Origin of the sequence: Micromonospora humi (genome assembly GCF_900090105.1) — a bacterium.
In the GTDB taxonomy this organism is placed as follows: Bacteria; Actinomycetota; Actinomycetes; order Mycobacteriales; family Micromonosporaceae; genus Micromonospora; species Micromonospora humi.
This window is the reverse complement of sequence record NZ_FMDM01000014.1, coordinates 78,411-99,486: the sequence shown is the minus strand read 5'-3', so window position 1 is coordinate 99,486 and position 21,076 is coordinate 78,411. Positions and strand designations below refer to the sequence as shown.

Below are 21,076 nucleotides of genomic sequence, written 5' to 3'. Positions count from 1 at the left end.
GCGACGGGAATCACATCGACCCGCCGCCCCCGCCCGGTCACGCGTGGTCGACCACCTCGCCGAGGTCGGCGGCCACCAGTTCGTCCCGGATCACCGCCGCGTCCCCCTCGACGACGAGCGTCAGCGCCTCCGGGTGCAGGTGCGCCGCGGCCGCCGCGGAGACCTCCTCGACGGTGGCCGCGAGCAGCGCCTCGCGCAGCCGGGCGTGGTAGTCGTCCGGCAGGTCGTGCACCACGAGCGTGGTCAGCGCCGACGCGATCGCCCGAGGGCTCTGCAGCTCCACCGAGAGCTGGCCGGCCCGCCAGGAGCGGGCCACCTCCAGCTCGTCCTCGGTCACCCCGGTGAGCCGGGTGCGCGAGACCTCGCCCACCGACTCGACCAGCGCCGGCGCGGTCACCGCGGTCTGCACCCCGGAGCTGACCGCGAACCGGCCGAAGCGCCGGGACGAGGCGAAGTCGCCGCGGATCCCGTACGTGTAGCCGCGCACCTCGCGGATCAGGTGGTTGAGGCGGGAGGTGAACGCGCCGCCGAGCACCGTGCCGGCGAGCGTCATCGGCACGTGGTCGGGGTGGGCACGGTGCGGCGACGGGTGACCCAGCCGCAGCGTGGACTGCACCGAGCCGGGCCGGTCCACCAGGATGATCCGCCGCCGGTCGGCCAGCGGCACCTCGATCGGGCCGCCCCGGTCCACCGGGCCACCGCCGGTGCCGGCGAACGCCGCCGCGCCGAGCGCGTCCAGGTCGATCCGGTCGAGGTCCCCGGCGACCACCAGGGTGCCGGGACGGATGAACCACTCGGAGTGGAAGACCGTGATGTCGTCGGGCTCCAGCGCGGCCACGCTCTCCGGGTCGCCGTAGAGCGGACGCCCCCAGCGGTGCTCGGCGCCGAACAGGTCGGCGCGCAGCACCGCGTCGGCGCGGGGGCCCGGGTTGGCCCAGTCCATCCGCAGCGCGGTCGCCTCGTCGTCACGGACCCGCAGCACGTCGGCCGGGTCGAGACGCGGCGTGCGGACCGCCTCGGCCATCAACTCCACCGCGGCGCTCAGCCGACCCACCGGGACCTGCACGCTGACCTGGAACGAGTCCCAGTCGAGCCCGCTCACCAGCTCGGTGCCGAGCGCCTCGATGGCCAGCGCGTACGCGGTGGCGTCCCGCTGCGCGGTGCCCTCCTCCAGCGCCTTGGCCAGCACCGCGCCGAGGCCCTCCTTGCCGACCGGCTCCCGGCCCGCGCCGCCGTCGAGCAGCAGCAACGCGACGGCGAGGTTCTGCCCCGGCAGGTGCGCGGCGACGACCTGCCCGCCGGCGACCGTCCGCCGGACCACCTGGGGGAACCGGTAGGCGCGGGCGGCGCCGGGACCGGGACGGGTGGCGATCAGCGTCATGAGGTCTCCTCGGGCAGGTAGGTCAGGATCACCCGGTCGTCGGCGCCGAACAGCTCGGCGGCCTGCTCCGCGATCTGGTCGGCGGTGACGGCCAGCCAGCCGGGCAGCCGGTCGGCGGCCGTGGCCGGGTCGCCGAACTGGGTGGCGTAGCGGCCGAGCGTGTCGGCCCGACCGTCCACGGTGGACATCTGCCGCCACCACATGGTGCTCAGCAGCGCCTTGGCCCGGTCCAGCTCGGCGGCGGTCACCGGCACGGTGGCCAGCTCGTCGACCACCTCGGCCAGGCCGTCGCGCAGCCGCTCGGCGGTCACGCCGGGACGGGCGGTGGCGGTGGCGATCAGCGGGGCCGGCGCGTGCGCCAGGTCGACGCCGTACGCGCCGACCAGGTCCGGCTGGGCGATCCGCTCGCCGTCGGCGAGCCGCTGGTAGAGCCGGCTGCCCCGGCCGCTGCCGAGCACGGTGGCGAGGACCGTGGTCACGTCGTAGCCGGGGTCGCCGAACGGGTGGGTGCGGTGCGCCAGGTAGACGCGGGGGGCGGGCACGTCGGCGGTGACGGTCTCCACCGCCGGGCGGCCGGTCGCCGGCACCGTGCGCCCGTCCGGGGCGGCCGGGATGTCCGGCCGCGGCGCCAGGCCGCCGAAGTACTTGTCGGCCAGCGCGAACACCTCGGCCGCGGTGGTGTCGCCGACCACGGTCAGGACCGCGTTGTTCGGCGCGTAGTAGGTGCTGTGGAACGCCTGGAAGGTGGCCAGGTCAGCGGCGTTCAGGTCGGCCATCGAGCCGATCGTGGCGTGGTGGTAGGGGTGGCCGGGCGGATAGAGCAGCGGCAGCAGCCGCAGCCAGGCGTCGCCGTACGGCACGTTCTCGTAGCGCTGCCGCCGCTCGTTCTTCACCACGTCACGCTGGTTGTCCAGCGTCTCCTGGGTCAGCGCCGGCACCAGGCCGCCCATCCGGTCGGCCTCCAGCCAGAGCGCCAGCTCCAGGTGCTCGGCCGGGACCGTCTCGAAGTAGTTGGTCCGGTCCGGGTTGGTGGTCGCGTTGAGCGAGCCGCCGGCACCCTGGATCAGCTTCATGTGCTCGGTCTTCGCCACGTTCACCGAGCCCTCGAACATCAGGTGCTCGAAGAGGTGGGCGAAGCCGGTCTGGCCCGCCGGTTCGTGGCGGGAACCCACGTCGTACCAGAGGTTGACCGCCACGGCCGGCGCGGTGCGGTCCTCGCTCACCACCACACGCAGGCCGTTGTCCAGTCGGGTCGTCTCGATCGGCCAGGGGAAACCGCTGTCGGGCATGGCACGACGCTATCCGATCCGGTGGGCGGAAAGGGGACGCCCGGTCCGCGTCGTCGCCGCTCGCCGACCCGGACCCACCCGACCTGGGTCGCACCCTCGCCGGGGCCGACGCGGCGGTGGCCGGCGACGAGCCCCGGCCGGTGCTCGCGGTGGCCTCGGCGGCGGGGCCGTGGCGGCCGTTCGGCGAGGTACGGCTGAGTGCCCGGCGCGGCGCCCGGGCGGACGCCGCGCCGGCCTTCGACCCGATCGGCAACGTGCCGCCGGGCCTGCGGCTGGCCGGCCCGCCGGCCCGGCTGCGGGACACCGGTTACCGGGGGTCGCGTCGGGGGCGGGGCGTCGCGGTCAGTCGGGTGGCTCGACGGGGTTGACGGTCTCGGCGGAGGTGCGGTGCTCCAGCACCGTGTCCGGGGCGGCGTTCTGGTCCTCCTCCCGAAGATCCGATTCGGCGAGGATCGCGTCGGCCTGGGCCTGCGGGTCGTCGCTGCCCGCCGCCGCCTCCTCGGGCAGCAGGTGGGCGCGGGACTCGATCCGGTCCTGGTCGCTCTGGTGGTGACTCATGAGAGTCCTCATACCCCGCGTCCCGCTTCGCGGAACGGTAGGGGCGTTCCCGGGCGCGTCGGGTACGCTGGCCGTCGTGACGCGTTCGTATCGATGGTTTAGGCAGCCGGCTGGAGGAGCCGGTGACTCGACCGTGAGCTGACGTCACTTCCTCTTCGAGCCGGCCGGGCAGGGATGGTTCCCTGCCCTTTCGCATGCGAGCAGCCGGCTCGACACCCTGGGCGCCGGCCCCGGGGCGCGGTCGGCGGAAGGATCCCCACCGTGACCACGTCCCCGGACGCCCGCCGGGTCATCGACCAGCGGATCGACCGCGTCGTGCCGTTGACCACCCCGGCCCTGCTGCACCACCACCTGCCGCTCGACGCGTCCCTCGCCGAGGCCGTCGTGGCCGGCCGGCGCGCGGTCGGCCGGGTGCTGGACCGCGCCGACGACCGCCTGCTGGTGGTGGTCGGCCCGTGCTCGGTGCACGACCCGGCGGCCGCGCTGGAGTACGCGGGACGGCTGCGCGCGGCCGCCGACCGGGTCGCCGACGACCTGCTGGTGGTGATGCGGGTCTACTTCGAGAAGCCGCGCTCGACAGTGGGCTGGAAGGGCCTGATCAACGACCCGGCGCTGGACGGCTCCGGTGACGTGAACACCGGCCTGCGCACCGCGCGGGCGCTCCTGCTCGACGTGTTGCGGCTGGGCCTGCCGGTGGGTTGCGAGTTCCTCGACCCGATCACCCCGCAGTACATCGCGGACACGGTGGCCTGGGGCGCGATCGGGGCCCGGACGGTGGAGAGCCAGGTGCACCGGCAGCTCGCCTCCGGCCTGTCCATGCCGATCGGGATGAAGAACCGCCCCGACGGCAGCATCGCCACCGCCGTGGACGCGATCCGCGCCGCCGGCGTGCCGCACGTCTTCCCCGGCATCGACGTCTCCGGCATCCCGGCGATCATGCACACCCGGGGCAACGCCGACGGTCACCTGGTGCTGCGCGGCGGGGGCGGCCGGCCCAACTACGACGCCGAGTCGGTGGCCGGGGCGCTGGACCTGCTGCGCGCCGCGGGCCTGCCCGAGCGGGTGGTGATCGACGCCAGCCACGCCAACAGCGGCAAGGACCACCGCAACCAGCCGCTGGTCGCCGCGGACGTGGCCGAGCAGCTCGCCGCCGGCCAGCGCGGCATCGTCGGGATCATGCTGGAGAGCTTCCTGCTCCCCGGCCGGCAGGACCTGGACCCGACCCGGGAGCTGGAGTACGGCCGGTCGGTCACGGACGCCTGCATCGGCTGGGACACCACCGCCGAGGTGCTCGACCACCTGGCCCAGGCCGTCCGCGCCCGCCGGGCCGCCCTCCCGGCACCGGCCTGAGCGGCATTCGGCGGAGTTTGACCGGTTCGGGGTCGGGTAGGTGGTCGGCGTGACCGATGACGCGCCCGTGACCGAGCAGCCGGACACCAGGCCGCTCGACGACCTGCTCGACGACCTCTACCACGGCCAGGAGCGGATCAGTCAGACCGACATCTACCGCCGGGCGGTGGCCGCGGAACTCCCCGCGGAGCTGCTCACCCGGATCGCCGCGCTCCCCCAGGGCGAGTACGCGGTGGACGAGGTGGCCGACCTGCTGGGCGGCACGGTCGCCTGAGCACCCCGCCGACGAGAGGACGCAGATGACCGACCGTGAGCCCGAGCACGAGCACCTGCCGGCGCTCGGCCAGCCCCCGGAGGGCGTGGACACGCTGCCGGAGCCGGACTTCGCCAACGAGCACGACCGCACCGCGGTGGACCGGGACATCATCACCGGGGAGGACGACCGGGAGCCGGAGACGTCGCGCGGCTGGGCCGGCGAGGACCACGGCACCACCCCCACCTGATCCGGCCGACGAACGAGGACGGGGCCGGCGCGTCGCGCCGGCCCCGTCGTCTTGCGGTCACTTCTCGTGGTGGCCGCCCTCGGCCGCCTGCTGGGCCACCGCGTAGCCCATCTGGAGGAAGTCGGAGGCGGCGACCGCGGTCAGCGCGGTGGCCACCAGCCGGGTCAGCCGGGGCGCGAGCACCAGGCCGCCGGTGAGCCCGGTGGCCACCCACACCGCCAGGCAGAACGGACAGCTGACCAGCTCACCGAGCGCGTGCCGGGTGGGGCTGCCCTCGTCGCGGACCTGTTCCATCACCTCGCCGCTGCCGATCGGGTGGTCGTAGCGGGTGAACGGCGCCCGCAACGGGCTGGTGATCGCGTCCTTGGAGATCAACCGGCTCAGCTTGTGCGTGGCGATCGAGAGCAGCACCACGTCGCCGGGCGAGGGCCGCTCCGGCACCGGTCGGCCGGTCGCCCGGACCACCCCGACCAGCGCGGCGGTCACGCCGGCGTAGGTGCCCATCGCCTTCAGGTAGCCCTCCAGCGGTCGGTGCTCGTGCGGCGCGTACGCCTGGCGCAGGCGCGCCACCTTCTGCTTCAGGCCACTCCCGGTCAACCCGGCCTCCCTCGTCGTCATGGCGGCCGGGCTCAACCGGCGGTCAGGTTGTCGGCCACCTCGCGGTCGAGGTTGGCCAGGATCTCGTCGGCCAGCCCGTGGTCCGGGCCGGCCAGGTCCAGCCGGACCCGCGCACCACCGGCGTCGGCCGGTTCCACGTCGATCTCCGCCGACCAGTCGGCGGTGCTCCACCGGGCCCGCATGTCGTCGGCGTCGAGCACCTCCACCCGGCAGGCGCCGGAGCGACGCAGTTCCTCGGGCAGCCAGGCGGAGGAGCGGTCCGGGTCGGTGGCGGTGTTGAAGACCACCTCGGGCGGCGCGGACATGCCGCGCTCGGCGTGGCTGGCCATCAGGCGTCCCGCAGCCGGTGCGGGTCGACCTCGCGGCCGGGGTGTCGGGCCAGGTACTCGGTCTCCAGCTCGGCGGTGCGGCGCAGGTGGTTGGCGAGCGCGGAGTCGGTGGCGTGCCGCAGCGTGTCCAGCCGGGTCCGGTGCAGGCTCCGCATCTCCCGGACCAGGTCCTCGTCGCCCAGTTCGGCCGGGTCCACCCCGATCATCTCGTCGTCGGCGGGCCCGGTGCGGGCGTGGTCGCCGTCCCACTCGGTGACGCGCTGTTCCGGGCTGGTGTCCCCGCGTACCGATTCGGTCATCGTCGCCCCCTCGTCTCGTTCGGGCTGGCGACTAGACGGATGCCCAGCCGGGATGCCACCAAACCCCGCGCACTACGACGCCGCGTCGGAGACGGCCGGCGACCCCGGTACCCTCGATGGCATGCAGCGGCTCCGGACACCGGCGTGGATCATCCGCCACGTGGCCATGGTCGTGCTGGTGGTGGGCTTCCTCGGGCTGGGCTGGTGGCAGGTCACCCGGGCCGCCGGGGGCAACGCGCTGAGCTTCGGCTACGCGATCGAGTGGCCGGTCTTCGCCGGCTTCGTGGTCTTCGTGTGGTGGCGCGAGGTGCGGCAGGCCCTGCGGGCCGAGCGGGAGCGGCCGGCGGGTCCGGCGCCGTCGGCGACCGCCGGCGACGAGCCGGTCGCCGCCACCCCGGCGGTACGCGGGCCGGTCGCCGCCACCCCGGCGGTACGCCGGCCGGTGCGCGTCGCCCGGACGCCGGTGCGCCCGGCGGACGGGGCGGACGACGGCGAGCTTGCCGCGTACAACCGCTATCTTTCCTGGTTGAACGCCAATCCGGGCGCCCGGCCCGGCGACTATCCCGGCTGAGGCCGGTGCGGAAGGACGGACGACGGTGGGCGGAGCCCTTACCCGGTACCGCGTGATCGCCTGGATCGTGGGCGTGGCGCTGGTGGTGCTGGTCCTGATCGGCATGCCGCTGAAGTACGGCTTCGACAACCCGAGCGTGGTGGCCGTGGTCGGCGTCGCGCACGGCTGGCTCTACATGCTCTATCTGGCGCTCACGTTCGACCTGTCCCGCCGGGCCGACTGGCCGTTGAAGCGGATGCTGCTGGTGATGCTGGCCGGCACCGTGCCGTTCGTCTCGTTCTACGCCGAGCGGCGGGTGAGCCACTGGGTGGCCGCCGAGCACCGCCCCCGTACCCCGGAGCCGGTCGCCGGCTGACCGCGCGTCAGCGCGTCGGCCGCCACGGGCCGGCGCCCGGCGGGTCAGCCCGGCGCGCCCCCTCGCGGGCCCGGCGCAACGCGCGGGTGACCTGGCCGAACTGCCGCTCGTCGTCGCTGCTGAACAGCAGCACCTCGGCGCCCCGGACGCGGCCCCACAGCTCGTGCGCCGGGGGTCGCCAGCGGTCGCCGACCAGCACGAGCAGCAGCGGCAGCAGGCCCACCGCGCCGAGGGTGAGGTACGCCCCGGCGGTGAGCCGCTCCAGGCCGCCGGTGAAGCCGAGCAGCAGGCCGACCGACGCGATCAACGCGGCGGAGACGGCGACCGCCCGGACGGCGAGCCGGTCGTGCGGGCCCCGGGCGGTGCGGAGCTGGGTGATGTCGGCGACCGGCCAGCTGGTGCGGCCGACGGTGAAGCGTTCGGCGGTGACGACGATGCCGGGCCGGGCGTAGAGCAGGGTGGGCGCGGCGGAGGAGCGATCGGTCTGCACGGTGGCCTCCCGGGGTCGCGGATCCCGCGGTGGGATTCCCGGATCCGCAACCCATTGTGTGGCTCTCCCGCTACCCGGGAAAACCGTCACCGACCGTCAACGTCATCATTGTCACTTTTCGACACTTTGCCAACTTTCGCCCCTCCTTGAACTCCCGGCAACTCCGATCACGGGTTAGGTTGTCCAGGTCGGTCCGGTCGACCGCCGTCCACCCGGACGGCGCCGGGCCGGTGTCGACGGATCGCGACCCCGCGCTCCGCCGACCCTGGAGAGGAGCTTTCCGCTCTTGTCGTCCTTACTGATGCTGCTCCGCTCGCTTGCGGTGGCCGGCCTCTCGGCCGTGCTGCTCGCCCCGGCCTCGGTGGCTCGGGCCGAGCCCACCCCCGCCGAGCTGACGAAGCAGATCGAGAAGTCCTCGACTGAGCTGGAGCGAATCGTCGAGTCCTACAACAAGCTCAACGAGGAGATCAAGGCCAACAAGGCCGAGGCGGCCGCGTTGGAGGCCCGGATCGGCCCGTTGCAGGAACAGGCCGAGCGGAGCCGCGCCGACGTGGGCGTGCTGGCCGCCACGGCGTACAAGACCGGTGGCATGCGCACCGCGGCGGCTCTGCTGGAGCCGGGTGGCACGGCCGCGCTGCCGGAGCGGCTGGGCACGCTCGACCAGCTCACCCGACAGCGGCAGCGCACCATCACCGGCTTCACCGCCGACCAGCGGCGGCTGATCGACCAGAAGTCCAAGCTCGACCTCACGCTGGCCCGGGAGGCGGCGCAGGCGAAGCAGCTCGTCGCCGGCAAGAAGCGGATCGAGTCGGACCTGTCCCGTCTCTACGAGATGCGGCGTAAGGCGTACGGACGGGCCACCGAGGCGCCCACCAAGGCGAACTCGGCGGGCAAGCCGCCGGCCGTCTCCGGCAAGGCCGGGGTGGCGGTGCGCTACGCCTACGGCGCGGTCGGCAAGCCGTACGGCTGGGGCTCCGAGGGCCCGGGCAGCTACGACTGCTCCGGCCTCACGCTGGCCTCCTGGCGGGCGGCCGGGAAGTCCCTGCCGCACAACGCGGCGGCCCAGTGGAACGCGACCACCCGGATCAGCCGTAGCGCGCTGCAACCGGGTGACCTGGTGTTCTATTCGGGGCTCGGGCACGTGGCGCTCTACGTCGGTGGTGGTCAGATCATCGACGCGCCGAGCGCGGGGCGCAACGTGAGCAAGCGGAGCATGAACATCATGACGATCGCCGGCTACGGCCGGGTCTGACCGCGACGACGAAACGGCCGGCGTCCCCCTGTCGGACGCCGGCCGTTTCGTCGTTTATCACTACCCGGTCAGGCCGCCTGCAGCCCCTCGGCGCGGGCCAGCTCGCGGAGCCGGCCGAGGGCCTGGATCTCCAGCTGGCGGATCCGCTCCCGGGAGAGCGAGAACCGGGACGCGACCTCGGTGAGCGAGTGCTCCCGCCCGTCCTCCAGGCCGTAGCGGGCCCGCATGATGCCCGCCGACCGGTCGTCGAGGTGGTTGAGCAGGCCCTCGATCCGCTGCCGCTCCAGGCCGGTGAGCACGATCTCCTCCGGCGACGGCGCGTCGCTGTCGGCGACCAGGTCACCGAGGTTGGTGTCGCCGTCGTCGCCCACCGGGGTGTCCAGCGAGACGGTGTCCTGCGACCAGCGGCGCAGCTCGTTGACCCGCTCGACGGTGACGCCGAGCGAGGCCGCGATCTGCTCCGGCTCGGGGTCGGCGCCCAGCTCGCGGGTGAGCTGCCGGGCCACGTTGCGCATCCGGTTGACGTCCTCCACCAGGTGCACGGGCAGCCGGACGGTCCGCTCCTGCTGGGCGATCGCCCGGCTGATGGCCTGGCGGATCCACCAGGTCGCGTAGGTGGAGAACTTGAAGCCCCGCTCGTAGTCGAACTTCTCGACCGCCCGGACCAGGCCGGTGTTGCCCTCCTGGATCAGGTCCAGCATGGGCATACCGGAGCGCACGTAGCGCCGGGCGATGGAGACGACCAGCCGCAGGTTGGCGCGGATGAAGAGGTCCTTCGCCCGCTCACCGTCGGCGACGACGCGCTCCAGCTCCTCCCGGGTGACCCCGTCGGGGACGCGCTCCTGCTCGAGCAGGTGCTCAGCGTAGAGGCCCCCCTCGATCGCCTTGGAGAGATCGACCTCCCGGGCGGCGTCCAGCAGCGGCGTCCGGGAGATCTCGTGCAGGTAGACGCCGACCAGGTCCCGCTCCTCGGCGACCTCGTCGGTACGCATGCCGATCTTCTTGTCCACGATTGCCACGGTCCCCTCGCTCGCGCCGGTTGCCCGGTTCCTTGCCATCCCCACGTTCATCAGCCCTCCCCGTAACTTCCGCTGTGCCCGTAGGTGCTGACACCTACACAACAGATGTGACGTGTCGGGGATTCCATGCCGTGAGTCGAAACTGTCACGAATGCCTGAGTAGTAGCTGAGAGCCCGGTCCATGTTTCCTGTCAGGACCCCTGCTCGGGCAGCCCGCGGACGCCCTGGTGAACGGGGCCCGGAGCAGCGGATTCGCCGCCCGCCCATGGAATGGCACCATTGCGTGTTCCATGAACACAGCGAGCCGCGTCACCGTGCCTTTGCGATCCTGGTCACTGCGAGATACGCGCGGAGCGGACCGGTCGGTTCAGCCACGGGGAAGGATTACCCTCCGCCTGGTTGAACAATCCGCACGGGGAGAGCCGTCCCCTCCCGCCACGTGATACGCGTCGCACCCGCCGGGCGGATGCGCCGGCGGGTGGAACGTGCGGAACTCAGGAGGCGAGCAGGGCCAGGGCGCCGCGTACCTGGTCGGCGGAGCGGGCCAGCGCGGCCCGGGCGGCGGGCACCTCGGCGCCGGAGACCAGCGCGACGAGGGCGGTCTTGAGGTCGCCGTCGGCCTGCTGGAGGGCGACCCGGCAAACCTCCTCGGCGCACCCGGTGGCCTCCATCAGGATCGAGATCATCCGGCCGCGCAGCTTCGCGTTGGTGGCCACCATGTCGATCATGAGGTTCGAGTAGACCCGGCCGAGGCGCACCATCACGGCCGTGGAGAACGTGTTGAGCACCAGCTTCTGCGCGGTGCCGGCCTTCATCCGGGTCGACCCGGTCACCACCTCGGGTCCGGTGTCCACCCCGATGAACACGTCGACCGATCCGGCGGCCTCGGCCTCCGGATTGGCGCAGAGCAGCACCGTCCCGGCCCCCCGCGCCCGGGACGCGCGGAGCGCCCCGAGGACGTACGGGGTGCGCCCGCTGGCCGCCAGGCCGACCACCAGGTCGCCGGGACGCACGCACTCGGTGGCCTCCGCGGCGCCGCCACGCTCGTCGTCCTCGGCGTCCTCGACGGCCCGCCACATGGCCTCCGGCCCGCCCGCCAGGTGCGCGCAGAACCAGTGCCGCGGCGAGTTGAACGTCGGGGCCAGCTCGGCGGCGTCCAGGACGCCGAGGCGGCCGGACGTGCCGGCGCCGAAGTAGTGCACCCGGCGCCCGCCGCGCAGCGCGGCCACGGCCAGGTCGACGGTCTCGGCGATCTCGTCGAGCACGGCGGCGACCGCCGCCGGCACCCGCCGGTCGGCCTCGTTGATGACGGTGAGCACGTCCCGGGTCGACATCAGGTCGAGGTCGACGCTCTGCGGGTTGCGTCGCTCGGTCGGCGCGCCGACGCGTACCACCGGACGGACCGCGGCGACCTCGTCGCGCTCCACCCGGCCCGCCGTCATGCCCGCCTCCGGCCGGGGCCGACCCGGCGCGACCGGACCGCCTCGGCGGTGGCCTCCAGGGCCTTCTTCGTCCGGGCCCGGCTGCGGGCGGCCACCCCGACGAAGAGGCAGTCGACCACGGTGAGCTGGGCCAGCCGGCTCGCCGTGGCGCCGGACCGGTAGGTCGTCTCGCGGGCCGCGGTGGTGAGCACGTGGTCGGCGACCTCGGTGATCGGCGAGCGGGGGAAGTTGGTCAGCGCCACCGTGGTGGCCCCGCGCGCCCGGGCCTGCTCCAGGACCTCGATGACGTCGGAGGTGGTGCCGGTGTGCGAGATGCCGACCGCGACGTCGCCCCGGCCCAGGAGCGCGGCCGAGGTGAGCGCGGTGTGCACGTCCGGGAAGTAGAAGGCGATACGGCCGATGCGGTGCAACTTCTGCTGGAAGTCGGAGGCGACGAAGCCGCTCGCGCCGGCCCCGTAGACGTCGATCCGGCCGGCCGCGCCGATCGCCTCGACCACCTGCTCGCAGACCGCCGGGTCGAGCTGCTCGGCGGTTTCCTCGACCGCCCGCGCGTCGTTGAACGCGATGGTGGCGATGATCTGGGCCAGGTCGGCGCCGGGCGGGATGTCGCCGCCCACCACCCGGGCGTCCGGTGGCTCGACCCGGCGGGCGGCCTCGGCGGCGAGCCGGATGCGCAGCTGGGGATAACCGTCCATGCCGACCGAGCGGCAGAACCGGATCACTGTCGCCTCGGATGTCTCCGCGGCGGTGGCGAGGTCGGTGATGGTGCGCCGGGCCGCGTCCGCCGGATCGGCGACGACCAGCCGGGCCACCCGCTGCTCGGCCGGGGACAGCGAGGGCAGGAGCCCGCTGATGTGGACGATCAGTCCACCGGGCTCGTGACTCGCAGAAATCTTCGGACTCTTCGCCACGGATGAAACTTACTTTCAGAGGGCGTGAGCGTCAACCATGACGCCGCGTATCGGGAAATTTACCGCCTTCCGCGCCCGGCACCCACGCCCAGGGTCCCATCACCGCAGCCCGGCCGCCTCATCCGGTCCGGTCGACTCGAGCCCGTCGGAGGTGCGCCCGATCGACCGTCACGCCGCCCACCCGGCCCGGACGGCCGGCATCGGACCACCGGTCAGCCGGGCCGACCTCCCGCCGCCGCCGCGCCGACCGCCGCCGACCCTCGACGTCGCTCATCGTGACCGCCGGGTGGTGCTGTGGCGGGCGGCCGGCGGACCCGCGGCCGCTACCGTGTGGTCATGGTGGATCGCACGGTGCTGGTGACCGGAGGCACGGGTGGACTGGGCGGCGCGGTCACCGCCGCGTTCCTCGCCGACGGCTGGCGGGTGGTCGTACCCGGTCGGGAGGCCGGGGAGACGGCGGCCGAGGGCCCGGTCCGGGTGGTGGCGGACCTGCTCACCCCCGAGGGGGCCGCGCGGGCGGTGGCGGAGGCCACCGCCGAGGCCGCGGCGCCGCTGCGCGCGGTGGTCAACCTCGTCGGTGGGTACGCCAGTGGCGGCCTGGTGCACGAGACCCCGGTCGAGGAGTTCGAGCGCCTGCTGCGGCTCAACCTGCGCCCGACCTACCTGGTCACCCACGCGGCGCTGCCGCACCTGGTGGCGGCCGGCGGCGGCGCGGTGGTCTGCGTCTCGGCGCGCGCCGCGGTGGCGCCCTTCCCCGGCGCGGCCGGTTACGTGACCGCCAAGGCCGCGGTGCAGGCGTTCGCCAACGCGGTAGCGGTGGAGTACCGGCAGCGCGGGGTGCGGTGCAACACGGTGCTGCCCAGTGTCATCGACACCCCGGCCAACCGGGCCGCCCAGCCCGAGGCCGACCACCGGCGGTGGGTGCCGCCGGCCGAGATCGCCTCGGTGATCCGCTTCCTGGCCGGCGACGAGTCCGCGCCGACCAGCGGCGCGAGCGTCCCGGTCTACGGGCTGGCCTGAACCGGCACCGGGCCGGCCAGGGCGGTCGGGTCGTCCGGCAGCCACTCGCTCAGGTGCGCCCGGATCCGGCGGGACACCTCCTCCGGCTCGCCGCTGCCGTCCACCACCACGAAACCGGCGTACTCCGGTAGCGACCGGTAGGCGGCGTCGGCGGCGGTGAGCCACCGCATGCTCTCGTGGTCGGTGCCGCGCCGCTCGATCCGCCGGTACGCCTCGACCGGGTCGACGGTCAGCAGAAAGGTGACCCGGGGCGGCGGGAAGACCCGGTAGCCGGCCCGGGCCAGCCGCTCCCACCGCTGGCCGCCGTGCGCCCGGATGCTGGCGTACTGGCAGGCGGACCAGCGGTCCATCACCGCGGTGCGACCGGTGAGCAGGCAGCTGAGCAGCGCGAGCGCGATGGCCAGCCAGCGCAGCACGGATTCGACGGCGAGCAGGCCGTCGCGCCCGACCAGGCGCTGCGCGTCGGGTCGACCGACCCGCTGGGCGAGCCGGCCGAGCCAGCGACGGCCGCCGGCGTTGCGGTGGTAGGTGGCCCGGTGGCCGGCGGCGGTGAGCGCCTCGGCGAGCAGGTGGGCCTGGGTGGTCTTGCCCGAGCCGTCGATGCCGATCAGGGCGACGGTGCGCAGTGAGCTGGCCACCTCCCCGAGGATATCCGACAGGTGCTCGCGGCTACCGTTTTGTCGCGTTCCTCCCCAGGTGGATGCGGAAGGTGTGACCGGAGCGTCCGCCGGGTACGCCACTCAATCTCACCGCCCACGACGACGACGGGAGACCCAGATGGCCGAGCGCGGGGACGAGACCCTGGTGCACACGCTGAAGAAGGTCGCCGCCGTGCTCAAGCAGTCCGAGATCCCGTTCGCGCTGGGCGGCAGCTTCGCGGTGTACGCCCACGGCGGGCACTCCAGCGACCACGACGTCGACTTCCTGCTCCGCGAGTGCGACGTCGACCGGGCGCTGGAGGCGCTGGTCGAGGCCGGCTTCACCGCCGAGCGCCCGCCGGAGGACTGGCTGGTCAAGGTCTACGACGAGGACCGGATGGTGGACCTCATCCACCGGCCGATCGAGACCCCGGTGACCGAGGAGACATTCGCCGACACGATCGTGCGGCCGGTCGACGCGATCCGCATGCCGGTGCTCTCGGCCAGCCAGCTCATGGTGCACAAGCTGCTCAGCTTCTCCCAGCACTACTGCGACTTCGCCCGCGCCCTGCCGCTCGCCCGCTCGCTGCGGGAGCAGATCGACTGGGAACGGGTACGGAAGGAAACGCAGCACTCGCCGTACGCGGAGGCGTTTCTGGTGCTGCTCGACCGGCTGGACGTGCTGCCCGACGGCGCGCCCGGCGGAAGGGAGACCCCGTGACCGGACAGCCCGGCGACGCGCCCCCCGACGAATACGTCGAGGCCGAGATCCAGAACATGCTGACCGAGGACCCGTCCGTGGCCGAACAGGGCATCACGGTGGCGCGCCACGAGCGCGGGCTGGTGCTCTCCGGCGAGGTGGAGAGCCCGCACCGGCGGGAGGAGATCCTGCGGCGGGTGGCCGAGCGTTTCCCCGACACGCCGGTGACCAGCGACATCGGTGTGATCCGCACGCAGGCGCCCACCCAGGTCGAGGAGCTGCCGTGAGGGAGGTTCGATGGTGATCCGGATCGCCGCCGTCGGCGACGTGCACGTGGACGAGGACGTGGTTGGCCGGTTCCGCCCGGCGCTGGAGGAGTTGCCGGACTGCGCGGACGTGCTGCTGCTCGCCGGCGACCTGACCCGACACGGTACCGAGGCCGAGGCGCGCTGCGTGGCGCGCGAGTTCGGCGGTCTCGGGGTGCCGGTGATCACCGTGCTCGGCAACCACGACCACCAGTGCGACCAGGTGCCACAGGTGGTCAAGGTGCTCGAGGATGCCGGGATCACCGTGCTGGAGGGCACCGGCACCGTGCTGGAGTGCGCCGGCGGGCGGCTCGGCGTGGCCGGGGTGAAGGGCTTCGGCGGCGGGTTCGCCGGGCGGTGCGCCAGCGACTTCGGCGAGCCGGAGATGAAGTCGTTCGTGCGGACCACCCGGGAGAGCGCCGACGCGCTGGCGTCCGCGTTGCTCTCCCTGGACTGCGACGCGCTGGTCGCGCTCACCCACTACGCCCCCGTGCCGGACACGCTCGCCGGTGAGCCGCTGGAGATCTACCCGTTCCTCGGCTGCTACCAGCTCGGGCAGGCGATCGACTCGGCGCCCACCGCGCTGGCGTTGCACGGGCACGCCCACCACGGCACCGAGCGGGGCACCACCCCGGGCGGGGTCCGGGTACGCAACGTCGCGCACCCCGTGATCAAGCAGGCGTACAGCGTCTTCCACCTGGGAGAACAGCTCGACTGAGCGGGAGGTTTCCGGGATCGGACACCCGGGTATCCAGCCGCCATGGAGCTGATTCTCTGGATTCTCGCAGTCGTACTCGTGGTCGCCGGAATTCTCGCCCTCTTCCGCCGGCAGATCCTCTGGGGCATCGTCCTCATCGTCGTCGGCCTGCTGGTCGGCCCGGGTGGCGTCAGCATCTTCAACACGTAACCGTCCGACCGCAACACCCCTGACCCGCCGGGGTCGTCGGGTTCGGCGCTCTGTCCTCCCAGACCGGAGCGCCCGGACCCGACGATCCCGGCGCTTTCGCGTCCGGGTGGGTTTGCCCCCGGCGCGAAACGGCAATATCTCGACCATGGAGATGTCGCAGCGTGCCACCCGGCGCACCGCCGGGGCCCGGAAGTGGTGGGCGCTGGTGGGCTTCGGCGCCGCCACGTTCGCCGCCGCCGCCATCGGCGGTCTGGGTGTCCGGGGCACCTCCGCCGAGTACCAGAGCCTCGACCAGCCGTCCTGGGCGCCACCGTCGTGGCTGTTCGGCCCGGTCTGGACCGTGCTCTACGCGCTGATCGCGATCGCCGGCTGGCTGGTCTGGCGACGGGTCGGCTTCGGCCCCGCGCTCTGGGCCTGGTGTGCGCAGCTCGTGCTGAACGCGATCTGGACCCCGCTCTTCTTCGGCGCCGGCCGCTACGGGCTGGCGTTCGCCGAGATCGTGCTGATGTGGCTGGCGATCGGCGTGACCGTGTTCCTGTTCCGGCGGGTGTCCCGGCCGGCGACGTTCCTGATGCTGCCGTACTGGGCGTGGGTCACGTTCGCCGCCGCGCTGAACCTCGCCATCTGGCGGATGAACGCCTGACCCGCTCCGGGCGCGGGGGCCGCCGCCCCCGCGCCGGCCGGCGTCAGCAGCGGGGCACGCTCGGGATGTAGCCGTCGTAGCCGGTGTAGACGTAGGCGTCGGAGACGAACCGGCCGGAGCCGATCCGGTCCCAGATCGAGCTGGTGCCGTAGGTGCCGGTGACCGTGGTGCCGGTGGTCTGGCAGTGGATCGTCACGCCGGCCCCGTCGGCCACCGTGCCGACCGCGCTGTAGCCGGTGCCCGGGCCGGAGCGCACGGTCAGCGGTGCGCCCGCGGTGTTCACCGTGCCGGCGCCGGTGTTCGATCCGGCGCAGCCGTTGTCGCTGGTGTAGGTCTTGGTACCCCAGTAGAGAGCCTGCGCGCCGTTGAACTTGATCTTCACGGAGCTGCCGTTCAGGCGCTGCTCGTAGTGCAGGTGCGGGCCGGTGGAGCCGCCCGTGGTGCCGACGTAGCCGATCACCCGGCCGTAGCCGACGGTCTGCCCGACCGAGACGTTGAAGGCGTTCAGGTGGGCGTAGTAGGTCGTGTAGCCGCCACCGTGGTTGATCCGGACGTACTTGCCGTAGCTGGTGTCGCCGAGGTTGGTCACCACGTCGACGGTGCCGGGCGCGCTGGCCACCACCGGGTCGCCCAGGTCGTCGGTGCGGTTGAAGTCGATCGCGTTGGCCGGGCTGTGGTCCGACCGGGTCTGCCCGGACCAGGACTGGTTGCACGGGAACGGGACCTTGAACGTCGGCGCGGCCAGCGCCGGCGCCGCCGGGACCACGGTCGCGGCCAGGACCGCCACGCCCGCCGCGAGACTGAGCCACCGCTTGCGCATCCACTGCCTCCTATGTTGAAAGTCTTCAATTCGATACGGACAGCGTGGCAGAAAGTTCCGTTCCGCGGAAGATCCGTGGGAGCGCACCCACCAGGGGTGACCGGGTTTCGGGATTGTTACCGGGCCGTGTCCGCGCTAGGGGTGGACCACGCGGGATGCAAGCGCTTACATGTGGGGACGACCATCGGACCGGCGCGGGTTCGATATCCCCCACGCGCCGGCAAGGAAGGAGATCGGCATGGCGTTTGCCAGATCACGCCAGGCTCTCGCGGTCACCGGCGTGCTGGGGCTGGCGCTCGGCGTCGCCGCCTGCGGCACCGGCAACGACAAGAAGAGCGACAAGGCGGGCTCGGCCGAGTGCGCGGCATACGAGAAGTACCAGGGCAACGACGGTAAGAAGGTCTCGATCTACTCGTCGATCCGGGACATCGAGGACGAGCGCCTCCAGCAGTCCTGGAAGGAGTTCGAGGACTGCACCGGCATCGACATCGACCACGAGGGCTCCGGCGAGTTCGAGGCCCAGCTCCCCGTCCGGGTGGACGGCGGCAACGCCCCCGACATCGCCTTCATCCCGCAGCCGGGCCTGCTCAAGCGGTTCGTCGACTCGGGCAAGCTCAAGCCGGCCGGCGCCGACACCAAGGCCATGGCCGAGCAGAACTACTCCCCCGACTGGCTGAAGTACAGCACCGTCAACGGCCAGTTCTACGGCGCCCCGCTGGGCTCCAACGTGAAGTCCTTCGTGTGGTACTCGCCGAAGACCTTCAAGGAGAAGGGCTGGTCGGTCCCGACCACCTGGCAGGAGCTGATCGACCTCAGCGACAAGATCGCGGCGAGCGGCACCAAGCCGTGGTGCGCCGGCATCGAGTCCGGTGACGCCACCGGCTGGCCGGCCACCGACTGGATCGAGGACGTCCTGCTGCGCACCGGCGGGCCGGAGGTCTACGACAAGTGGACCACCCACGGGATCCCGTTCAACGACCCGCAGGTCGCCACGGCCGTCAACCAGGCCGGCACCATCCTGAAGAACGAGAAGTACGTCAACGGCGGGTTCGGCGGCGTGAAGAGCATCGCCACCACCTCGTTCCAGGAGGCCGGCGCGCCGGTCCTCAGCGGCAAGTGCGCGCTGCACCGGCAGGCGTCCTTCTACGCCAACCAGTGGGCGAAGGGCACCAAGGTGGCCGAGGACGGCGACGTCTTCGCGTTCTACTTCCCGGCCATCGACCCGGCCAAGGGCAAGCCGGTGCTGGGTGGTGGCGAGTTCGTCGCCGCCTTCGCCGACCGTCCCGAGGTCCAGGCCGTGCAGACCTACCTGGCCTCCGGCGAGTACGCCAACAGCCGGGCCAAGATCGGTGACTGGGTGTCCGCGAACAAGAAGCTGGACATCAACAACGTCCCGAACCCGGTGGACAAGCTCTCCGTGGGCATCCTCCAGGACCCCAAGACCGTCTTCCGCTTCGACGGCTCGGACCTGATGCCGGCCGCGGTCGGCGCGGGCACGTTCTGGAAGGGCATGGTCGCCTGGATCAACGGCAAGGACACCACCACCGTCCTGAACGACATCGAGGGCAGCTGGAAGTGATCCGAGCGGGTGGTCCGGTCCGCGTCGCGGGCCGGACCACCCACCCGTATCCGAACCCTTGAGGGAGGGTTGATGGAGTTCGACTTCGCGGCGGAACAGCCGAAGTTCCTCATGCTGATGTACGGGCTGATCGCTTTCGTCGCGGTGGTGGGCGGGCTGCTCCTGCTCCTCGACGTGGTGCCGGCCTTCTTCGCCCGGCGCCGGGAGGCGCAACTGGTCGCGGCCTCGGCGAGCGGCGCCCCGGCACCCCGCCGGCGCAAGCAGCGCGAGGGGGCGTTCGCGTTCTTCTTCCTGCTGCCGACGCTGCTGTTCCTGACCATCGGGCTGGTGATCCCGGCCGTCCGCACCACGCTGCTCTCCTTCATGGACTCGAGCAGCACCAACTGGGTGGGTCTGGACAACTACGGCTGGATGTTCGACGAGGACTCGATCTTCCGGGTCCTGATCAACACCCTGATCTGGGTGCTGCTGGTGCCGCTGGTGGCCAGCGCGTTCGGCCTGATCTACGCGGTCCTGGTGGACAAGGCCAGGTTCGAGTCGGCCGCCAAGTCGCTGATCTTCCTGCCGATGGCCATCTCGTTCGTCGGCGCCGCCATCATCTGGAAGTTCATCTACGCCTACCGGGGCGACGAGCAGGACCAGATCGGCCTGCTCAACCAGATCGTGGTCACCCTGGGCGGCGAGCCGAAGCAGTGGCTGCTGGACTCGCCGTTGAACACGTTCCTGCTCATCGTGATCATGGTGTGGATCCAGGCCGGCTTCGCCATGGTGGTGCTCTCCGCAGCCATCAAGGCCATCCCGGCGGACATCATCGAGGCGGCCCGACTGGACGGCACCACGCCGTGGCAGATGTTCTGGCGGATCACCATGCCGAGCATCCGGCCGGCGCTGATCGTGGTGGTGGTGACGATCTCCATCGCCACGCTCAAGGTCTTCGACATCGTACGGACCGCCACCAACGGCAACTACGACACCAACGTGATCGCGACCGAGATGTACAACCAGGCGTTCCGGTACGGCGAGAACGGGCAGGGCTCGGCGCTCGCGGTCTTCCTGTTCGTCCTGGTCCTGCCGCTCGTGATCTACCAGATCCGCAACCTGCGCAAGCAGCGGGAGGGCTGAGATGACCACCGCCTCGCCCACCGTCGGAGCCGGCGTCCAACCCCCGGCGCCGCTCACCCGGGCCGCCCGGGTCCGCAAGCGGCTCAACAGCCGCACCGCCACGCTCGTCTCGATCGTGCTCGCGCTGCTCTGGACGATCCCGACCTTCGGCCTGTTCATCTCCTCGTTCCGGCCCGAGGACCAGATCAAGACCACCGGTTGGTGGACGTTCTTCAGCGACCCGCAGTTCACCCTGCAGAACTACCAGGACGTGCTGTTCAGCACCGGCTCGTCGGGGCAGCTCGCCAGCTACTTCATCAACTCGCTGGCGATCACCATCCCCTCGGTGCTGTTCCCCATCGCGTTCGCCTCCCTCGCCGCGTACGCGCTGGCGTGGATCAACTTCAAGGGGCGGGACTGGCTCTACATCGGCATCTTCGCGCTGCAGATCGTGCCGCTGCAGATGGCCCTCGTACCGCTGCTGCGGTTCTTCTCCACCGGCGTCACCCTCGGCGGGGTCCAGCTCCTCCCCGCCTGGGACCTGGTCGACGAGCAGAAGTTCGCCCAGGTGTGGTTCGCGCACACCTGCTTCGCGCTTCCGTTCGCCGTCTACCTGCTGCACAACTTCATCTCGCAGCTCCCCGGCGACCTGATGGAGGCGGCCCGGGTCGACGGCGCCACCCACCCGAAGATCTTCCGCACCATCGTGCTGCCGCTGATCACGCCCGCGCTGGCGGCGATCGGCATCTTCCAGTTCCTCTGGGTCTGGAACGACCTGCTGGTCGCGCTGATCTTCGCCGGGGGCGGCGACGAGACCGCCCCGCTGACGGTCCGGCTCGCCGAGCTGGCCGGCACCCGGGGCAACGAGTGGCAACGGCTCACCGCCGGCGCGTTCGTGTCGATCGTCGTACCGCTGCTGGTGTTCCTGTCCCTCCAGCGCTACTTCGTGCGGGGCCTGCTCGCCGGCAGCGTCAAGGGTTGATCCGCCGCCCCGCC

At 72.3% G+C, this 21,076-nt stretch carries 27 protein-coding genes and 1 pseudogene; 16 read left to right on the top strand and 12 right to left on the bottom strand.

Annotation, left to right across the window (positions count from 1 at the left end):
- Nucleotides 1-37: 37 nt before the first annotated feature.
- Both GA0070213_RS24240 and GA0070213_RS24235 read right to left on the bottom strand, forming a co-directional pair.
- Entirely contained in the window at nucleotides 38-1,381 is a 1,344-nt protein-coding gene (locus GA0070213_RS24240) for a M16 family metallopeptidase (RefSeq protein ID WP_091069409.1), read from the bottom strand.
- Complete coding sequence (locus GA0070213_RS24235) at nucleotides 1,378-2,670, bottom strand: M16 family metallopeptidase (RefSeq protein WP_091069406.1); 1,293 nt, start codon at nucleotides 2,668-2,670, stop codon at nucleotides 1,378-1,380. Before GA0070213_RS24235 ends, GA0070213_RS24240 begins: the two co-directional genes overlap by 4 nt.
- A 116-nt stretch (nucleotides 2,671-2,786) precedes the next feature.
- On the opposite strand from GA0070213_RS24235, the gene GA0070213_RS24230 reads away from it, so the two are divergent.
- Complete coding sequence (locus GA0070213_RS24230; RefSeq protein WP_245716533.1) at nucleotides 2,787-3,038, top strand: hypothetical protein; 252 nt, start codon at nucleotides 2,787-2,789, stop codon at nucleotides 3,036-3,038.
- On the opposite strand, the gene GA0070213_RS24225 is transcribed toward GA0070213_RS24230, so the two are convergent.
- Complete coding sequence (locus tag GA0070213_RS24225; protein ID WP_091069403.1) at nucleotides 3,013-3,228, bottom strand: hypothetical protein; 216 nt, start codon at nucleotides 3,226-3,228, stop codon at nucleotides 3,013-3,015. The two genes, GA0070213_RS24230 and GA0070213_RS24225, sit on opposite strands and share 26 nt — an antisense overlap.
- A 252-nt stretch (nucleotides 3,229-3,480) precedes the next feature.
- Between GA0070213_RS24225 and GA0070213_RS24220 the strand changes: the two genes are divergently transcribed.
- Genes GA0070213_RS24220 through GA0070213_RS24210 form a run of 3 tightly spaced genes read left to right on the top strand, consistent with a single transcriptional unit; the run spans nucleotide 3,481 to nucleotide 5,081 of the window.
- Nucleotides 3,481-4,578, top strand: a complete 1,098-nt coding sequence (locus GA0070213_RS24220) for a 3-deoxy-7-phosphoheptulonate synthase (RefSeq protein WP_091069629.1) — start codon at nucleotides 3,481-3,483, stop codon at nucleotides 4,576-4,578.
- A gap of 40 nt (nucleotides 4,579-4,618) precedes the next feature.
- Complete coding sequence (locus GA0070213_RS24215; RefSeq protein ID WP_374709203.1) at nucleotides 4,619-4,852, top strand: hypothetical protein; 234 nt, start codon at nucleotides 4,619-4,621, stop codon at nucleotides 4,850-4,852.
- Between the two features lie 25 nt (nucleotides 4,853-4,877).
- A complete protein-coding gene (locus GA0070213_RS24210) occupies nucleotides 4,878-5,081 on the top strand; it encodes a hypothetical protein (RefSeq protein ID WP_091069400.1) in 204 nt (67 codons plus the stop codon).
- A 57-nt stretch (nucleotides 5,082-5,138) separates the two neighbouring features.
- Here GA0070213_RS24210 and GA0070213_RS24205 read toward each other — a convergent pair whose 3' ends face one another.
- The 3 genes from GA0070213_RS24205 to GA0070213_RS24195 are packed head-to-tail and all read right to left on the bottom strand — an operon-like array spanning nucleotide 5,139 to nucleotide 6,327.
- The gene (locus GA0070213_RS24205; protein WP_175441467.1) at nucleotides 5,139-5,699 is read right to left on the bottom strand and encodes a DUF1360 domain-containing protein; all 561 of its coding nucleotides are present in this window, start codon (nucleotides 5,697-5,699) and stop codon (nucleotides 5,139-5,141) included.
- Between the two features lie 11 nt (nucleotides 5,700-5,710).
- On the bottom strand, nucleotides 5,711-6,028 hold the full coding sequence (locus GA0070213_RS24200; protein ID WP_091069392.1) for an SRPBCC family protein: 318 nt from the start codon (nucleotides 6,026-6,028) through the stop codon (nucleotides 5,711-5,713).
- The gene (locus GA0070213_RS24195; protein ID WP_091069388.1) at nucleotides 6,028-6,327 is read right to left on the bottom strand and encodes a DUF6158 family protein; all 300 of its coding nucleotides are present in this window, start codon (nucleotides 6,325-6,327) and stop codon (nucleotides 6,028-6,030) included. Before GA0070213_RS24195 ends, GA0070213_RS24200 begins: the two co-directional genes overlap by 1 nt.
- A gap of 121 nt (nucleotides 6,328-6,448) precedes the next feature.
- Between GA0070213_RS24195 and GA0070213_RS24190 the strand changes: the two genes are divergently transcribed.
- A complete protein-coding gene (locus GA0070213_RS24190; protein ID WP_091069624.1) occupies nucleotides 6,449-6,898 on the top strand; it encodes a hypothetical protein in 450 nt (149 codons plus the stop codon).
- 25 nt (nucleotides 6,899-6,923) lie between these two features.
- The gene (locus GA0070213_RS24185; RefSeq protein WP_091069384.1) at nucleotides 6,924-7,253 is read left to right on the top strand and encodes a DUF3817 domain-containing protein; all 330 of its coding nucleotides are present in this window, start codon (nucleotides 6,924-6,926) and stop codon (nucleotides 7,251-7,253) included.
- Nucleotides 7,254-7,260: 7 nt separating this feature from the next.
- On the opposite strand, the gene GA0070213_RS24180 is transcribed toward GA0070213_RS24185, so the two are convergent.
- Entirely contained in the window at nucleotides 7,261-7,743 is a 483-nt protein-coding gene (locus GA0070213_RS24180) for a DUF6232 family protein (protein ID WP_091069381.1), read from the bottom strand.
- A 286-nt stretch (nucleotides 7,744-8,029) separates the two neighbouring features.
- On the opposite strand from GA0070213_RS24180, the gene GA0070213_RS24175 reads away from it, so the two are divergent.
- A complete protein-coding gene (locus GA0070213_RS24175; protein ID WP_091069376.1) occupies nucleotides 8,030-8,995 on the top strand; it encodes a C40 family peptidase in 966 nt (321 codons plus the stop codon).
- Nucleotides 8,996-9,063: 68 nt separating this feature from the next.
- On the opposite strand, the gene GA0070213_RS24170 is transcribed toward GA0070213_RS24175, so the two are convergent.
- The 3 genes from GA0070213_RS24170 to GA0070213_RS24160 form a co-directional block, all read right to left on the bottom strand.
- The gene (locus GA0070213_RS24170; protein WP_175441474.1) at nucleotides 9,064-10,053 is read right to left on the bottom strand and encodes a sigma-70 family RNA polymerase sigma factor; all 990 of its coding nucleotides are present in this window, start codon (nucleotides 10,051-10,053) and stop codon (nucleotides 9,064-9,066) included.
- 455 nt (nucleotides 10,054-10,508) lie between these two features.
- Nucleotides 10,509-11,456, bottom strand: a complete 948-nt coding sequence (gene murQ / locus GA0070213_RS24165; protein WP_091069370.1) for an N-acetylmuramic acid 6-phosphate etherase — start codon at nucleotides 11,454-11,456, stop codon at nucleotides 10,509-10,511.
- Nucleotides 11,453-12,367, bottom strand: a complete 915-nt coding sequence (locus GA0070213_RS24160) for a MurR/RpiR family transcriptional regulator (protein WP_091069367.1) — start codon at nucleotides 12,365-12,367, stop codon at nucleotides 11,453-11,455. Before GA0070213_RS24160 ends, murQ begins: the two co-directional genes overlap by 4 nt.
- Before the next feature lie 336 nt (nucleotides 12,368-12,703).
- Between GA0070213_RS24160 and GA0070213_RS24155 the strand changes: the two genes are divergently transcribed.
- Nucleotides 12,704-13,387, top strand: coding sequence for an SDR family NAD(P)-dependent oxidoreductase (locus GA0070213_RS24155; RefSeq protein ID WP_091069621.1), 684 nt, complete (start codon nucleotides 12,704-12,706; stop codon nucleotides 13,385-13,387).
- Here GA0070213_RS24155 and GA0070213_RS24150 read toward each other — a convergent pair.
- Complete coding sequence (locus GA0070213_RS24150) at nucleotides 13,372-14,025, bottom strand: dTMP kinase (RefSeq protein ID WP_245716532.1); 654 nt, start codon at nucleotides 14,023-14,025, stop codon at nucleotides 13,372-13,374. The genes GA0070213_RS24155 and GA0070213_RS24150 overlap by 16 nt on opposite strands.
- Here GA0070213_RS24150 and GA0070213_RS24145 point away from each other — a divergent pair.
- The 5 genes and pseudogenes from GA0070213_RS24145 to GA0070213_RS24130 all read left to right on the top strand — a co-directional run bounded on the left by GA0070213_RS24145 (nucleotide 13,988) and on the right by GA0070213_RS24130 (nucleotide 16,580).
- Entirely contained in the window at nucleotides 13,988-14,746 is a 759-nt protein-coding gene (locus tag GA0070213_RS24145) for a nucleotidyltransferase (protein ID WP_281182318.1), read from the top strand. The genes GA0070213_RS24150 and GA0070213_RS24145 overlap by 38 nt on opposite strands.
- Nucleotides 14,747-14,802: 56 nt before the next feature.
- The gene (locus GA0070213_RS24140; RefSeq protein ID WP_245716536.1) at nucleotides 14,803-15,012 is read left to right on the top strand and encodes a hypothetical protein; all 210 of its coding nucleotides are present in this window, start codon (nucleotides 14,803-14,805) and stop codon (nucleotides 15,010-15,012) included.
- A 10-nt stretch (nucleotides 15,013-15,022) separates the two neighbouring features.
- Nucleotides 15,023-15,800, top strand: a pseudogene (locus GA0070213_RS24135) (metallophosphoesterase family protein).
- Nucleotides 15,791-15,937, top strand: coding sequence for a GPGG-motif small membrane protein (locus tag GA0070213_RS31680; RefSeq protein WP_013288160.1), 147 nt, complete (start codon nucleotides 15,791-15,793; stop codon nucleotides 15,935-15,937). Before GA0070213_RS24135 ends, GA0070213_RS31680 begins: the two are co-directional and overlap by 10 nt.
- 145 nt (nucleotides 15,938-16,082) lie before the next feature.
- On the top strand, nucleotides 16,083-16,580 hold the full coding sequence (locus GA0070213_RS24130; protein ID WP_091069352.1) for a TspO/MBR family protein: 498 nt from the start codon (nucleotides 16,083-16,085) through the stop codon (nucleotides 16,578-16,580).
- 43 nt (nucleotides 16,581-16,623) lie between these two features.
- Here the strand turns inward: GA0070213_RS24130 and GA0070213_RS24125 are convergent, their stop codons facing one another.
- Nucleotides 16,624-17,400 (bottom strand): M23 family metallopeptidase, encoded by a 777-nt coding sequence (locus tag GA0070213_RS24125; protein ID WP_091069348.1) that lies wholly within the window; start codon nucleotides 17,398-17,400, stop codon nucleotides 16,624-16,626.
- Between the two features lie 238 nt (nucleotides 17,401-17,638).
- Between GA0070213_RS24125 and GA0070213_RS24120 the strand changes: the two genes are divergently transcribed.
- From GA0070213_RS24120 to GA0070213_RS24110, 3 genes are all read left to right on the top strand, one after another.
- Entirely contained in the window at nucleotides 17,639-18,979 is a 1,341-nt protein-coding gene (locus GA0070213_RS24120; RefSeq protein ID WP_091069344.1) for an ABC transporter substrate-binding protein, read from the top strand.
- A 72-nt stretch (nucleotides 18,980-19,051) separates the two neighbouring features.
- Nucleotides 19,052-20,101: a carbohydrate ABC transporter permease gene (locus tag GA0070213_RS24115; RefSeq protein WP_091069340.1), complete on the top strand. Its 1,050-nt coding sequence runs from the start codon at nucleotides 19,052-19,054 to the stop codon at nucleotides 20,099-20,101.
- A gap of 1 nt (nucleotide 20,102) precedes the next feature.
- Nucleotides 20,103-21,062 (top strand): carbohydrate ABC transporter permease, encoded by a 960-nt coding sequence (locus tag GA0070213_RS24110; protein ID WP_091069337.1) that lies wholly within the window; start codon nucleotides 20,103-20,105, stop codon nucleotides 21,060-21,062.
- Nucleotides 21,063-21,076 lie beyond the last annotated feature (14 nt).

What these genes read in the sequence shown, in the direction of transcription:
- GA0070213_RS24240 (WP_091069409.1), bottom strand. Translation starts at nt 1,381, where the DNA reads ATGACGCTGATCGCCACCCGTCCCGGTCCCGGCGCCGCCCGCGCCTAC.
- GA0070213_RS24235 (WP_091069406.1), bottom strand. Translation starts at nt 2,670, where the DNA reads ATGCCCGACAGCGGTTTCCCCTGGCCGATCGAGACGACCCGACTGGAC.
- GA0070213_RS24225 (WP_091069403.1), bottom strand. Translation starts at nt 3,228, where the DNA reads ATGAGTCACCACCAGAGCGACCAGGACCGGATCGAGTCCCGCGCCCAC.
- GA0070213_RS24210 (WP_091069400.1), top strand. Translation starts at nt 4,878, where the DNA reads ATGACCGACCGTGAGCCCGAGCACGAGCACCTGCCGGCGCTCGGCCAG.
- GA0070213_RS24205 (WP_175441467.1), bottom strand. Translation starts at nt 5,699, where the DNA reads ATGACGACGAGGGAGGCCGGGTTGACCGGGAGTGGCCTGAAGCAGAAG.
- GA0070213_RS24200 (WP_091069392.1), bottom strand. Translation starts at nt 6,028, where the DNA reads ATGGCCAGCCACGCCGAGCGCGGCATGTCCGCGCCGCCCGAGGTGGTC.
- GA0070213_RS24195 (WP_091069388.1), bottom strand. Translation starts at nt 6,327, where the DNA reads ATGACCGAATCGGTACGCGGGGACACCAGCCCGGAACAGCGCGTCACC.
- GA0070213_RS24190 (WP_091069624.1), top strand. Translation starts at nt 6,449, where the DNA reads ATGCAGCGGCTCCGGACACCGGCGTGGATCATCCGCCACGTGGCCATG.
- GA0070213_RS24170 (WP_175441474.1), bottom strand. Translation starts at nt 10,053, where the DNA reads ATGGCAAGGAACCGGGCAACCGGCGCGAGCGAGGGGACCGTGGCAATC.
- murQ (WP_091069370.1), bottom strand. Translation starts at nt 11,456, where the DNA reads ATGACGGCGGGCCGGGTGGAGCGCGACGAGGTCGCCGCGGTCCGTCCG.
- GA0070213_RS24155 (WP_091069621.1), top strand. Translation starts at nt 12,704, where the DNA reads ATGGTGGATCGCACGGTGCTGGTGACCGGAGGCACGGGTGGACTGGGC.
- GA0070213_RS24145 (WP_281182318.1), top strand. Translation starts at nt 13,988, where the DNA reads ATGCCGATCAGGGCGACGGTGCGCAGTGAGCTGGCCACCTCCCCGAGG.
- GA0070213_RS24140 (WP_245716536.1), top strand. Translation starts at nt 14,803, where the DNA reads ATGCTGACCGAGGACCCGTCCGTGGCCGAACAGGGCATCACGGTGGCG.
- GA0070213_RS31680 (WP_013288160.1), top strand. Translation starts at nt 15,791, where the DNA reads ATGGAGCTGATTCTCTGGATTCTCGCAGTCGTACTCGTGGTCGCCGGA.
- GA0070213_RS24130 (WP_091069352.1), top strand. Translation starts at nt 16,083, where the DNA reads ATGGAGATGTCGCAGCGTGCCACCCGGCGCACCGCCGGGGCCCGGAAG.
- GA0070213_RS24125 (WP_091069348.1), bottom strand. Translation starts at nt 17,400, where the DNA reads ATGCGCAAGCGGTGGCTCAGTCTCGCGGCGGGCGTGGCGGTCCTGGCC.
- GA0070213_RS24120 (WP_091069344.1), top strand. Translation starts at nt 17,639, where the DNA reads ATGGCGTTTGCCAGATCACGCCAGGCTCTCGCGGTCACCGGCGTGCTG.
- GA0070213_RS24115 (WP_091069340.1), top strand. Translation starts at nt 19,052, where the DNA reads ATGGAGTTCGACTTCGCGGCGGAACAGCCGAAGTTCCTCATGCTGATG.
- GA0070213_RS24110 (WP_091069337.1), top strand. Translation starts at nt 20,103, where the DNA reads ATGACCACCGCCTCGCCCACCGTCGGAGCCGGCGTCCAACCCCCGGCG.